The following is a 13,137-nucleotide window of genomic DNA, read 5'->3' on the forward strand; positions in this document are numbered from 1 at the left end:
CGTGTGGCGGCCTGTTTGCGTGCGTGACCGGTGGCAAGCCGGGATTTGTCTCGTCAACTCAACAGGGGGAGTCGTTCGTGATGAAGAAGGTATCAGGGAAGTTCGTGACCGCGGTTTGCATGCTCGTTCTTGCTGGCTGTTCGGCGACGCCAACGAAGCCCGGAGACGCTGCACCGGGCATCGTCTACAACAAGCCAGAAACGACGGTCCAGAAGGCAGCCGTTGACGCCTTGGTGGCCAACGGCTTCGTGGTCAGCAAGTCCGATGCGGAGTATGTGGAAGGTGCCCGACCACACAAGGTTGGCCTGGTGGTCGGATCGGGTGGCGAGTCCGCGGGCGTCTGGCTGTCGTCGCTGGGGAGCGATAAAACGGCCGTCAAGGTCAGCACGGCCAAGTCGCTTGCAGGCATCGCTGGCCAGAAGAACTGGGACAAGGAAATCATTGCCGAGATGGATAAGAGCATCGGCTCGCATCAATAGTCACATCTAGCCAGGCGGTGCGGGGGAGATCATGAAAAGAATAGCGTGGGTGGTCTTCCTCGCATCGAGCCTTTGTGGCTGCATGGCGACGACGGGAAACTTTCGGCCGTTGAACGAGCGCAGTCCCGCACGGCCACCGGATTGTGACGTCGCGGTATTCAAGGATCAGCCACCAGCCAGGCCCTACACGGCAATCTCACAACTGAACGTTCATCTCGAGAAGACCTTCTTCGTGCCTTCTGACTTTTTATCGGCAAGAGGCGAGCTGAAAAAGCAGGCATGCCTATCGGGCGCCGACGCTGTCATCGACATCGAGGAGAAGCACTCCAGCTACCTGGAGACGCGCATCTACAACCTGTCCGCAACCGGAATTCGCTTCCTCGATAAAACCACTGCACCGTAGAGACATCGTCGACGAGGGCGCCAATCGGCGCTTCCGTTGCAGCGGAGAGCCCTGCGATTCTGCGAAAATGCGCATGCTCCTATCCAGCCAGGTCTGCGGGAGGCGCCGATGTCACGCTTGCAGAATCGCTCAAGGCCCATGGCCGCCCTTGGCTTGCGCGCGCACAAGGGCGGTGCCGTGGTCGTCGGCGTCGCCCTGGACAAGGGCGAGCCTCGCGTCGTCGTCGCCACCCTAATCGACACCTGTATCGACGGCGATCGGCTTTCCTGTGAACCCTACCGCGTCGCAGCCGAGATGGCACGCGGGCCTCAGGGCGGGGCCAGCGCCGAGGCGGCGGCGGTCGTCGCAGAGGGGCGCAGGCGCCAAGAGCAACTGGCCATGACCGGTCTGCACGCGATCATCGCTCAGCTGGAGGCCGCGGGGTGCAAGCCGGCCGTCGCTGCCTTGCTCGTCAATCGTGCAGGTTGGGTCAGCGACCTCCTCGAGTACAGTCTGGCCTGGTCGGAGCACGTTCCGGTGGCCGAAGGCCTTGCCGTGCGCGACGCGCTTCGCTTCGCATGCCATCAATGCGCTATCGAGATGGCGGAGTTGGACGAGAAATCGCTGCCTGATCTCGCCAGCCGGACGCTCGGCATGCCATCGACGGAAATCGCTAGCCGACTGAAGGCGATGGGCGCGCCCATGGGGAAGCCCTGGCGGCAGGAGCAGAAGCTTGCCTGCCTGTCAGCCTGGATCGCGGTTACAAGCCAGTGCTGATGCCAAGGCACGAGTCGATCCGTAGCGATGCGCAGATCGAGCGCTTTCGGGGCGGCTGGACCAGCACGGCCAATCGCCGGGAAAATCCAAATCAAGATGGCGATGGCTGAGAGAGATGCTCTTTTCGCCCGTCGCTGGTGGAACACAGGGATGCGCGGTCCTGCCATGCCTCTAATGCGAGCGTTTACTTGGTGGCCGTACGTCAATAATGGCGTTGACTGAAAAGCGGCCATTTAAAAGCGCTCCCCCAACCTTGGCGCCGCGTTTCCGTTGGGGCGGGCATATTCCTGCCTAAGTTGCCCATTCCCAATCCCGCCAGGACGGGCAGGGGCCGTCCAGTCAGAAAACAGACGCGGCCACCGCGCAACGCAAACGTTGCCGGATAGGAATATTCCGAAATAGTCGTTCCAAACCCTTTCGCGATTTGCCTCGCCTTTCGCTAGCCGCGAAGGTTAATGCGGCCTGTGGTCGCGCGAATCGCGGCGGGCCAGAAAGTAGATATATCAATAGGACTTCCGACCTATTTTCGTTGATGCGCCGCAGCGTGTCGCTGGTCGATTAATCCGTTACGTTTTGGAGGGTAATACTCGTTGTTATCAGGTTGCTTATGTAACGGTCCCTATGTCACCACATCGCATCGCACTGCTCTTCAATGCCAACAAGGTTTATGACCGACAGGTCATCGCCGGTATCGGGCAATACATCACGTGCACCCGCGTGAAGTGGGACCTGTTCATGGAAGAGGACTTCCGCAGCCGCACGGTCGGCATTCGCCAGTGGCGTGGGGACGGCATCATTGCCGATTTCGACGATCCGATGGTGGCCGAGGCAGCGTCTGCCCTGTCCATTCCCGTGGTGGCCGTAGGTGGCTCGTACGCCGACGAATCGCATTATCCGGCCGGCATTCCCTACGTCGCCACCGACAATCAGAAGCTGGTGCAACTGGCCTACGATCAACTGATCGAGCACGGCCTGCAGCGCTTCGCCTTCTTCGGCAAACCGCCTTCGCCGGACAACCGTTGGGCGCACGAACGGGAGATGTGGTTCCGTCGCCTCGCCGCTGCGGACGGCCTGGAAGGCTTTGTCTACCACGGCTCCCCGACCAGCGCCGGCGGCTGGGGCCGGGCCCAGGAAGAGGTCGCCGAATGGGTGGGATCGCTGCCCAAGCCGATCGGTATCATCGCCGCCACCGATGCCCGCGCGCGGCAGCTGCTACAGGCCTGCATCGTGGCCGACGTGCCGGTGCCGGAGCAGGTAGCCATCGTCGGCATCGACAATGATCCCATCGTGCAGATGCTCAGCTGCATCCGGCTCAGCTCGGTGATCCAGGGCGCGGAAGAAATGGGGCGCACCGCGGCGCAATTGCTGCACCAGATGCTGCATGGCGGCGACTACTCCGCCACCCGCGTGCTGGTGCCGCCGGCGGGCATCAATGTGCAGGCCAGCAGCCAGTACCAGTGCATTCGTAGCCCGCACGTGATGCGCGCGCGGCACTACATCCGTCAATACGCCTGCATGGGCATCAAGACCGAACAAGTGGCCTGCTATGCCGGTATTTCGCGCACCTCGCTGGAGGAACACTTCAAGCGGGAGCTGAAGAAGTCCGTGCACCAGGTCATCCTGGACCACAAGCTGGAAACCGCGCGGCACATGCTGGCCAATCCGTTGGTTTCACTGTCCGATGTGGCGGTGCGCAGCGGGTTTACCTCGTTGCAGTACATGTACGCGGTGTTCCGCCGCGAGTTCAACTGCACGCCGAAGCAGTATCTGGAACAGTTGCGGGCGTCGTGAAACACGTGCGCCTGGGCGAGCCAGTGGCTGGCCCGCCCCGCGTTCCAATCTCAAGTCATGGTGCCAGCGACAGCTCCGCTGTCAGCGGGGTGTTGTCCGAGGCATCGCCTACGTAGAGCTTGAAGCTGCCCGGGTCGATCTTCCACGCGTGCGTCGCCACGTCGTAATACGCGAACGAGCGTCGATCGAGCTTCAGCGTGACATGCTGGGTGCCGCCAGGTGCCAGCCGCACTTTCTGGAAAGCCTTCAGTTCGCGCGCCGGCCGCGCCACCCTGGCGGACGGGTCGCCCACGTACAACTGCGCGACATCGGCGGCCTCGAGCTGGCCGGTGTTGGTGAGGTCGAACGCCACGCTGACGTTGTCCTGCGCGTCCGGCTTGCCCACGCTGAGGTGGGAAAAGGCGAAGCTGCTATACGAGAGGCCATGGCCGAAGGCGAACAGCGGCTGTGTCTGCTCCGGATGACTGGTGTACCACCGGTAGCCGAGGAATACGCCTTCGCGATACGTCACGTCGAAGGGCTGGCCGAACGTGAAGGACGCGGGTTCGTACGTGGCGTGCGCGGGATTGTTCGCGACATCGTGCTCGAAGCTGATCGGCAGCTTGCCTTCCGGCGAATGCTGGCCGAACAGCACCTGGGCGATCGCGGTGCCGCCCTCCTGGCCTGGGTACCAGGTCTGCAGCAGGGCAGGGACGTGGTCCAGCCAGCGTTCGGTCGAATAGCCGCCGCCGGATGTCACCGTCACCACGGTTTTCGGATTGGCGGCCGCCACCGCGTCGATGAGCGCTTCCTGGCCCCACGGCAAATCGTAGCTGCGATCGAAGGCTTCACTCTCCGAAGTGGGATCGAAGCCAACGGCAACGATGGCTGCATCGGCCTGCTTCGCCATGCTTCTTGCGTCGGCTGAAATCAGCTCGTCGACGGCGACCACGCCGAATCCCATGCGGCTGTAATCGACGTCGGGCTTGTAGTCGAGGCGGATCGTCACGGGCTGGTTGGCGTGCAGTGCCAGCGTGGTATAGCGCGGTGCCTGACCTTCGCGATGCGGCTGCTCGATGGCCGGCTTGCCGTTGACGTAGAGCGTGTAGGTATCCTCGCTGGCCGCGGCGGTGAGGAACAGGTACTTGCCATCGTGCGTCGGCGTGAAGTGGCCGCTCCAGCGAATGCTCTGGCGCTGCTTGGCCGGGCTGGTCCACAGCTCCGACTTCCACTGGTCCACGTGTGCATCGATGCTGCTGACCGGCGTGCCGGCGAACGCGTTGTTGGCGAACACCTCCTTGCGCAGGCCGGCTTCGCCCTGCGGGCCGGTGAAGTGGCCCTGCTTGAACACGTCCATCGGCGCGGGCAAGCCGCGGGTGTACAGCACCGTGACCTTGTCGCCCAGCAGCTGCCGGATGCCATCGAGGATGCTTTGTGCATGGAACGTGTCCACGTGCGAGCTGCCGCCCGCGCTGGCAATGGCCGGCGCGGCATCGGGCCCGATCACCGCGACGGTCTTGACGGTGGCGGCGTCGAGCGGCAGCACATGGCGCTCGTTTTTCAGCAGCGTGAGGCTTTCCAGCGCTCCCTGCAGCGCGACCTTGGCGTTCTCGCTGCTGTCTGCCGGCAAAGTGGAGATGGTCTGGTCGCGATCAAGAAAGCCGAAGCGCACGGCCGTGCGCAGGATGCGGCGGATCTTGTCGTCGAGTTCGGCTTGCGCCAGCGTCCCGTCCTTGAGACCGGCCGTGATCAGGCCGGCATTCATGAATTCGGCATTGGGCATTTCCAGGTCCAGCCCGGCCTTGAACGCCTTCGTTCCATCGTGCACCGCGCCCCAGTCGGACATCAGCAGGCCATCGAAGCCCCATTGCCGCTTCAGGATATCGGTGAGCAGCGGCTGGCTTTCGGAGGTGTAGTCATGATTGAGCAGGTTGTAGCTGCTCATCACGGCGCCGACGTGGCCTTGCCGCACGGCCATCTCGAACGCCGGCAGGTAGATCTCGTGCAAGCTGCGTTCGTCGATCAGGCTGTCGACGTGGCGGCGGTCGTATTCGGAGTTGTTGGCCGCGTAGTGCTTGACGGTCGCGACCACGCCCTGGCTCTGGATGCCGTCGATGAGGCCGACGGCGGTGTTGCCGGACAGCCACGGATCCTCGCCAAAATATTCCATGTTGCGGCCGTTGAGCGGCGAGCGATACATGTTCACGCCGGGGCCAAGAATGAAGTGCACGCCGCGGGCTCGTGCATCGCGGCCCATGGCCTCACCCACGCGCTCAGCCAGCGCCGGGTCCCACGCTGCGGCCAGGCCGATGCCGGCGGCATAGGCGGTGGATGGACCAAACACGCGCACGCCATACGGACCATCAGACATCTTCAGCGGCGGCAGCCCGATGCCTGGCTGGGCGATGGTGTAGAAATTGTCCTTGCCGCCGAGCAGCTGCAGCTTCTGTTCGAGCGAGAGTTTCGCCAGCAGGTCATCCACCCGGTGTTCGATGGCAGCGTTGTCCGGTGCCGGAGTTACACCTGCGTAGGCGAGCGGCTGCACGAGCAGCGCAAGGCTCAACGACAACAGGGCGGGTTTCAGCCAGGACTTGCGCATGGAATGCCTTTCAATGAGGGGTGGAAGGTGGTGCTGTCTTGTTCGAACATGCTGAAGAGCGGCTGCCACGATTACGTGGTTAAGGCATTGCGGCTACCGATGCCTGGCCCCTCACTTACATTCCCGCTCCCACAGCGTCATCCCCATGGCCTCATCGTCAGCTCCATGGCCTCACACTCATCCGAATTGCCTCACCGTCATCCCCGCGAAAGCGGGGATCCAGTGCCTTTGGCTTTTCGTTCAAACAGGCGCAAGAGCGAAAGTCGCTGGATGACTCGCTGCGCTCGCCCCTTTGGGGCCGCCCTACGGGCGTTCTGCGCGCTGCGCGCTTGTCCCGCTTTCGCGGGGATGACGGTGAGGGAGCCGGGATGACCGTGAGGGAGCCAGGATGACGGTGAGGGAACGGGATGACGACTCTTGAAGGGGACCGCAGACAACTGACGCTTGCGGTCTCACGCTCTCACGGTCTCCCGCCTTCGACTGGATCGCCGTAAATGACACCGCGACCGCTGGTGCCGAAATAAACCCGGCCAAAGAATCGTGGATCGCCGGTGATCATGCTTATCTCGCCATAGCGGTGGGCGTCGTCGTCGATGCGTTGCCAGTGCTGTCCGCCATCGATGGAACGGAAGATGCCCTGCTCGCCATCGCGCTTGCCGGCCGCATACAGCGTGGCCTGCGTTTGACCGGGCGCCGGCTTGCCAAAACCTAGGACGTCCACGCTGCCCAGCTGGCGAGCGCTGTTCAGCCGCGCGCCGGCCTCATTGCCGAGCACCAGTCCCTCGTGGCTGGACACATACAGCTGGCCGGCGGCATCGGGCGAGGCTTGCAGGTGCAGATGCGTGGCCGCGCTGGCGAACGCGCCGAGGTCGCCCTGGATCGGCTGAAAGTGCGCGCCGCCATCGTGGCTGGCGAATAGTGCCTTGCGCTCGGCATCGACGGCGTAGAAGCGTTGCGGGTCGAGGCGATCAGCGACCACGCGCAGATGGCCCTCCAAGCCTTCAATCACCTGCCAGTGCTGGCCGAAGTCGTTGGTGACATAGCCGTGGCTCGCTTCGCGCGGGAACCACAGCACGTGTCCCGCGTCCGCCGCGATGGCGATGCTGCCGCCGCCGACACCTTCCATGTTGGCGGGTTCGCTGGCGAAGGTCTGCCAGTGGCTGCCGCCGTCGGTGGAATAGGCCGCGCGGACGGTCGGGGTAAACGGCTTGCGCAGCCAGCCGCTGCGTACGATCACATCGGGCTTGCCGCCCGCGAAGTCCACGTCGTCGGCATCCGTGTAGCGCGGCGGCGAGGCGAATTGCGGGGACGCCACGTCGAGATCGTCATGGCGGTACCCGTCCAGGTCATACATCACGCTGATCAGATGGGCGCCGGTGGAGGGGCTGATGATGGCCTTGGGGACGATCTCCTCCAGACCTTGGTCGAGGAACTGCCAGTGCACCGTGCCGCCATGGTCGAGCTGGCCCAGGTCGTTGGTTGCCCATACGCCGTAGCCGGTGACGAACCATGCGCGATCGGCATCATGCGGGTCGATGGCGATCGAGGCAATCCAGTGCGGCGTGTGTTCCGGCAGCCACACTGGATGCTCGGTATCGAACTGCGAGTGCGCGAACACTTCCTGCCAATGCTGGCCGCCGTCGGTGCTGCGGAACAGCAGGTCCTTGGGCGTGTAATGCGCGAAGGTGGAGGTCATCAGCACTTGCGGGTTGCTGGCATCCACTGCGATGCCGTCCCAGCCATAACCACTGGGGTGGCCGGCCTTGCGCGGCAGTGGCGTGATGTCGAGCCACTTGCCGTTCGCCGGGGTGAATTTCCACACCGCGCCGTCGTGCACGCTGTCCGGGCCGGGCTCGTCGCCGTAGGTGAGGTAATAGGCGCCATCGCCGGCGCGCAGCATGTGATGCGGGCGCAGGCCCGCGGGCTGACCTTCGACGGCGCTCCAGCTCTGGCCGCCGTCGTTGGAGTGATAAAGGCTGGTGTCCTGGGTGGAAACACCGGCGTACAGGCTGCGGCTGGGATGCCCGGGCGTGCCGCTGGTGGGATCAAACACGACGAACACGATGCCGACCGGCTGCGTGCGCGAGCCGTGGGCCGCGTTGGTGCTGGCGCTGGTGGCGACAGACGGGAAGCCGTCGACCTTCGTCCAATGCGCGCCATGGTCCGCGCTGCGCCACAGGCCGGCGGTGCGCGAACCGAGGAACAGAATGCGACCGTCGTTGGGATCGACCGCGAGGCGTTCGCCATTGTTGCGGCCTTGCTCGTTGCCGCCCATCGGGAACGGCAGGTCGCTGCGCTTGAAATGGGCGCCGCGATCGTTGGAAATCAGTACCGCGCCGTTGCCGGCGCCAGGGTGGGTATAAGTGCCGGTCAGCAGGTAGAGGCGCTTGGCGTCGCGCGGATCGACGGCGAGGCTGTCCACGCCGTAGAGATTGTTGTCGGCAGCGGCTAGCCAGTCCTGCAGTGGCGTCCACTGCGCACTTCCCTGGTCCCAGCGATAGGCGCCGCCGACATCGGTACGCGCGTAGAGCAGGCCATCGGCGGCGGGATGGTAAAGCAGGCCGCTGACGAAGCCGCCGCCGCCCATGCGTACGTTGGCGTAGCGGTATGAAACGGCATCGCCGCTTGCATGCGCAAGCATGCAAGCGGCGATGAGCAGAGAGGCAAGCATCCAGTGGCTTGCCTTTTTGGCCTTAACGAGCATTAGAACGTGCCGCGGAACACGAGCTCGTAACGACGGTCGTTCTGGAAGATCGCGCGGGTGTACAGGTTCGGATCCACCGTGCCATTGACATAGGTGGAGGGACCCATCAGCACGCGCGTGGTGGTGTTGGTGAGGTTGTTCATCTGCAAGCCGATCTGCAGATTCTTGTTGATCTTGTAGAACACCGAGGCGTCGAGCGTACCGGCCGAATCGTTCCACATCGGCAGGTAGGTGTCACCCGAATCCTCCGCCGTGATCAGGTAGCGGCTGCGCCACGACCAGGCCACGCGTGCCGACCACTTGCTGTACTCGTACATGCCGATCAGGTTGTAGCTGTTCTTGGACAGGCCGGCCATCGGCAGCGGCGGGTTGGTGACGACGAAATTCGCGCCGCACGAACCGTTGGCATGGTCGGGATCACACGAGGTGGTGCCGGAGATCTTGCTGCTGTTGAGGTAGGTGTAGTTGGCCTGGAAGCCCAGACCCTTCCACGCACCGGGCAGGAAGTCGAAGAACTGCGAGTAACCTGCCTCGGCGCCCCTCACGCGACCCGTACCAGCGTTCTGCGGACCGGTGACCGCGAACTCCTGGCCGCTGATGTTCTCGGTGGTGATCTCGTTGGTGATGTAGTTCTTGATTTCCTTGTAGAACACCGTCGTGTACAGCATGCCGGTGGGCGCGAAGTACCATTCCAGCGCGGAGTCGAACTGGTTGGCCTCCATCGGCTTCAGGTTCGGATTGCCGCCGGTGCTGGCAGTCCAGCCGGTGATGGTCGGTTCCTGGCCTGCCGGACCACCCCACGAAGCGCCGAGCTTCATGTACGAGTTGAGCTGGGTGATATCCGGGCGTGTCATGGCCTTCGACGCAGCCAGGCGCAGCTGCAGATCGTCGGTCAGCTTGAAGCGCAGGTTCAGGCTGGGCAGCAGGTTGTGGTAACTGCCCTTGCCGTCGATCGGCACGTAGGCGCCGCTGAACAGGGCCAGCTGTGCCGGCGTCAGGTTGGCGGTGCTGCCGCTGATATTGCTTGCCGCGGGATACTGGATGGAGCCATTGGAACGCACGTCGGTATTGACGAAGCGCAGGCCGATGTTGCCGTCGAAGGGAACGCCCAGCGCGGTGTCATTGCCAAAGTAAAGCGAGGCGTAGGCGGCCTGCGTCTTTTCGTTCAGATGATTGTCTTCCCCGGCCAGCCCTGGGATCTGTGCCTGCCAACCACCGGCAGCCTCGATCGCATATAGCTGCTGGATTGCCGCCCTGTAGTTGCTCACCAGGGAATTGCTGGGGAACCACAGCGTGTTCGGCAGGTTCGCGCCACGGTAGAAGTTGGACATCGTGAACTGTTCGGTCATCGAGGACGGGATCTGGTTGAACCAGTCCAGGCCCGTCGACGTGTAACCGGAGGTCTTCCAGATCTGACTGATCGGGCCCCAGTTGTAGCCGCTGCTGGTGTTGTTGCTTTCGGCATCGCGATCCGTGAAACGTACGCCGACACGGAAGAACTGCAGCCAGCTGCTGTCCTGGAAGTTGTATTCCAGGTCCGTGCGAATCGTGCGCTGCTCGGCGTAGTCCTTTTCAAGGTGGTCCATCGCCGCGCCCAGGTAATAGTTGTCCTTGTTCGCCAGGTAGCTGGGATCGGACAGGGTCAGGCTGGGCGTACCGACCACGCTCACGTTCGCCGGCGGCATGTAGAACTGGCCGAACACCGAGAAGTCCGTCATGTCGCTGGTGGACTTGACGAGCTGCACGTCGGCCGTCAGCAGCACGTGATCGTTGATGTTGTACTTCATCCCGTTCGACCAGTCCGTGGTGCGGGTGAACTGGGTCTGGATGCGGTTATCGGTGTAGTAGTTCACGTAACCGTTGGGAATACCGATCGACGACGCGCCGCGCCATGCGTCGGATGCCATGGTGCCGCTCTGGAAGATGCCCTGGCTGTTGTAGTTGAACTCGGTACCCGGTGCAGGCAGGACGTTGTTGTAGGCGCTCTCGTTCGTCTGCACATTGTGCTGGTCCCACTGCAGGTTGTAGTCCGAGCGGAAGAACTGCGACGTGAACTCGAGGTCGTTGGTCGGACGCCACTGCAAGGCGCCGTACAGGCCGATGCGGCGACGCTGCATCTGCATTTCCAGCCAGTTGATGTCACCGGGTACGTACACGGTGCTGGTGGGCGAGCCGGCGGCGATGTTCGGCGCGTAATACGACGTGTCCGTCGCATCGGGGCGCATGACATAGGGGTTGGTCTGGATGCCGTCGTTGCGCGACGCCAGTTCCGAGTAGGACACGTCGACAATCGCGCCGATTTCGCCGAGGTCCTCGGTCTTCCAGCGGTCGCTGTACAGGAACGAAGCCGACGGCTTGGTCAGCTTCGCCATGTCGCCTTCGTTGATACCGGTGGAGAAGCTGACCACCTGGCCCGGATTGTCGAACGGCATGCGCGTGCGCAGGTTCACCGTGCCGCCGATGCCGCCTTCGGTGATTTCAGCCGACGGATTCTTGTATACGTCCACGCCGGCCATCAGTTCGGCCGGCACGTCCTCAAAGCCAAGCGCGCGGCCGTTGTTGGCCGAGAAACTGTCGCGGCCGTTGAGCTGGCTGGCGACGTAGGGCAGGCCTCGAATCAGTACGCCGCTGCCTTCGGCCGACGGATGGTCCGGGTCATTGTCGGCAAGGAAGTGATCCACCGTCACGCCGCTGATGCGCTGCAGGGTTTCGGTTACGCTGCGGTCGGGCAGGGCGTTCATGTCCGTCGCGGTGACAGAGTCGACGATCTGGCTCGCGTTCTGCTTCAGCGACTGTGCCGTCTCAAGGCTGGCGCGTATGCCGGTGACCGTCACGCCGTCGAGGTTCTGGACATCCTTCTGCTCGCCGTCCTTCTTCTTCTTCGCATCGGCCTTCGCATCGGCTTTTGCATCCGGCTTGGCCGGCGCCTGCGTCGTGGTGCCGGTGGTCTGGCTGGCGTCCTGCGCCAAGGTGACGGTCGGCGCGTACATGAGCGCCAGGCCCAGGGCGACGGCGGCCGTCAGTCGACGGCTGGACAGCGACAGGGCGGAAGACAGATACAGGCCGTCCTGCAACACCGAAGTTTGCATCTTGCTCTTCATTAATGAATCACTCCCCCAACAGGTGACATGTCGCCGCCGGCAGGCGCCAGTCGGCTTATTTTTTTCATCACGACACAAGCCCGGTCCGCAAGATCTTGCAACGCGGTCCCCATTACCCGGTCTCAGGCGTTTGTGTAGTGAATAGGACGGAGTGCCTATAAACAATTACGAAATTGCTGGCCGTCTTTAATGATTCTTCGTTTGCAGTCGCCGCAATCAGGCGTTTGAACCGAGGGGTCGTTTATGCGATTGCTCCGCTTCGGCACGTTGCGGGGTCAAACTGGCGAGGCCCATCGTGGGCGTTGGCAGGCCCCATGGTGGCCGCCCCGCTCGAGCATTTTCGTGGGGCGCCCGTGTCTGGGTCGCCGCAGCACCGCCCGGGCCCACCTATGGCTCGCAACTGGCCGGCTTATGGACTGCTCTTTGGGATGCTCAGGCGAGCGCAAGCATAGTGACTTACGGCGGCTGAAGTTTTGGCCTACACGAAGGCGGGTCGAGCGCCAGCAACGCCTCGCGTCAGCGCCTTTGAATTACCCATGACGTCGATCGACGGTGAAAAGGTCATGCGCGCCTCGATCCGACCCGGACAAGATCGCCGATTCGTGCCGATATCGCGATCTCGTCGAAAGGCGCTGGCCACAGGTCGACCTTCATCAGCACGGGAGCGTGCGCAGCTGCCGCAAGGCGATCCCCAGCGCAATTCGGTAACTGGTCGATAGATCCCCGTTGATGATGATGGTCGCCAGGGGAGCACCGCGTTGGTACGGTCCAGGTCCCATGGCTGTGTCGCTGTCTTCGTGGACTTCGATATAAGGCGCCGTCAGCCCGTCGAGTGCGTCGTGCAGGCCCGCCTCAGGATGGTTCAGGGCTTCCCGCGCAATCTCACCGGGATCGAGCAGCATGAATTCCGGCGCTTGAGCGCGAGCCATGCGGAGGCCAGCAATGAACTCGCGCAGTCCGGTGCAGGCACAGACTTCGACGATACGACCCGCTTCGCGGGCCAGTTGCTGGAGGTTGCGCAGCAGCTCGCTATTGAAGGTGTGGCTGGCGAGGTGGGGGCCCCGCAGTATCATGATGGCCATGACGGTACGCTGGTGTCGGCGAATGTCCCATGCTGCGACCCACGAGCGTAAAGACACCATGCTGGCGCTGATGGATAGCGTAAATTTTCCGCATACTTTCAAGCGCGGACGTTGGCAACACGAGACGTATCCCGGTGCCGCGCCGCGCGTTACACGTATTAGCCGGCTAGTGGCAGCGTGATGTTGCTGGATTCTTTCGCGCGTCATCGCCTTCAAGCAGGCATGCCCGTGCGCGGATAAAGC

At 63.1% G+C, this 13,137-nt stretch carries 8 protein-coding genes; 4 read left to right on the plus strand and 4 right to left on the minus strand.

The genetic code is table 11. The features are described 5' to 3' along the window. Positions 1-77 precede the first annotated feature (77 nt). The 4 genes from OUZ49_RS15950 to OUZ49_RS15965 all read left to right on the plus strand — a co-directional run bounded on the left by OUZ49_RS15950 (position 78) and on the right by OUZ49_RS15965 (position 3,429). Positions 78-479 carry a hypothetical protein gene (locus OUZ49_RS15950; protein ID WP_266151536.1) on the plus strand — a complete coding sequence of 134 codons (402 nt, stop codon included), beginning with the start codon at positions 78-80 and terminating at the stop codon, positions 477-479. Positions 480-510: 31 nt separating this feature from the next. Continuing rightward, complete coding sequence (locus OUZ49_RS15955; RefSeq protein ID WP_266151537.1) at positions 511-882, plus strand: hypothetical protein; 372 nt, start codon at positions 511-513, stop codon at positions 880-882. A gap of 108 nt (positions 883-990) precedes the next feature. Continuing rightward, positions 991-1,638, plus strand: a complete 648-nt coding sequence (locus OUZ49_RS15960; RefSeq protein ID WP_266151538.1) for a hypothetical protein — start codon at positions 991-993, stop codon at positions 1,636-1,638. Positions 1,639-2,259: 621 nt separating this feature from the next. After that, complete coding sequence (locus OUZ49_RS15965) at positions 2,260-3,429, plus strand: XylR family transcriptional regulator (protein ID WP_266151540.1); 1,170 nt, start codon at positions 2,260-2,262, stop codon at positions 3,427-3,429. Between the two features lie 55 nt (positions 3,430-3,484). On the opposite strand, the gene OUZ49_RS15970 is transcribed toward OUZ49_RS15965, so the two are convergent. The 4 genes from OUZ49_RS15970 to OUZ49_RS15985 all read right to left on the minus strand — a co-directional run bounded on the left by OUZ49_RS15970 (position 3,485) and on the right by OUZ49_RS15985 (position 12,894). Further along, entirely contained in the window at positions 3,485-6,007 is a 2,523-nt protein-coding gene (locus OUZ49_RS15970) for a glycoside hydrolase family 3 C-terminal domain-containing protein (RefSeq protein ID WP_266151541.1), read from the minus strand. 460 nt (positions 6,008-6,467) lie between these two features. Beyond that, positions 6,468-8,678 (minus strand): beta propeller repeat protein, encoded by a 2,211-nt coding sequence (locus tag OUZ49_RS15975; protein ID WP_266151543.1) that lies wholly within the window; start codon positions 8,676-8,678, stop codon positions 6,468-6,470. A 32-nt stretch (positions 8,679-8,710) separates the two neighbouring features. Beyond that, on the minus strand, positions 8,711-11,800 hold the full coding sequence (locus OUZ49_RS15980) for a TonB-dependent receptor (RefSeq protein ID WP_380005346.1): 3,090 nt from the start codon (positions 11,798-11,800) through the stop codon (positions 8,711-8,713). Positions 11,801-12,465: 665 nt separating this feature from the next. After that, on the minus strand, positions 12,466-12,894 hold the full coding sequence (locus OUZ49_RS15985) for a hypothetical protein (protein WP_266151546.1): 429 nt from the start codon (positions 12,892-12,894) through the stop codon (positions 12,466-12,468). Between the last annotated feature and the right edge of the window lie 243 nt (positions 12,895-13,137).

It is taken from the genome of Dyella halodurans (assembly GCF_026283925.1).
Classification (GTDB): Bacteria; Pseudomonadota; Gammaproteobacteria; order Xanthomonadales; family Rhodanobacteraceae; genus Dyella; species Dyella halodurans.

What these genes read in the sequence shown, in the direction of transcription:
- OUZ49_RS15955 (WP_266151537.1), top strand. Translation starts at nt 511, where the DNA reads ATGAAAAGAATAGCGTGGGTGGTCTTCCTCGCATCGAGCCTTTGTGGC.
- OUZ49_RS15960 (WP_266151538.1), top strand. Translation starts at nt 991, where the DNA reads ATGTCACGCTTGCAGAATCGCTCAAGGCCCATGGCCGCCCTTGGCTTG.
- OUZ49_RS15965 (WP_266151540.1), top strand. Translation starts at nt 2,260, where the DNA reads ATGTCACCACATCGCATCGCACTGCTCTTCAATGCCAACAAGGTTTAT.
- OUZ49_RS15970 (WP_266151541.1), bottom strand. Translation starts at nt 6,007, where the DNA reads ATGCGCAAGTCCTGGCTGAAACCCGCCCTGTTGTCGTTGAGCCTTGCG.
- OUZ49_RS15975 (WP_266151543.1), bottom strand. Translation starts at nt 8,678, where the DNA reads ATGCTTGCCTCTCTGCTCATCGCCGCTTGCATGCTTGCGCATGCAAGC.
- OUZ49_RS15980 (WP_380005346.1), bottom strand. Translation starts at nt 11,800, where the DNA reads ATGCAAACTTCGGTGTTGCAGGACGGCCTGTATCTGTCTTCCGCCCTG.
- OUZ49_RS15985 (WP_266151546.1), bottom strand. Translation starts at nt 12,894, where the DNA reads ATGGCCATCATGATACTGCGGGGCCCCCACCTCGCCAGCCACACCTTC.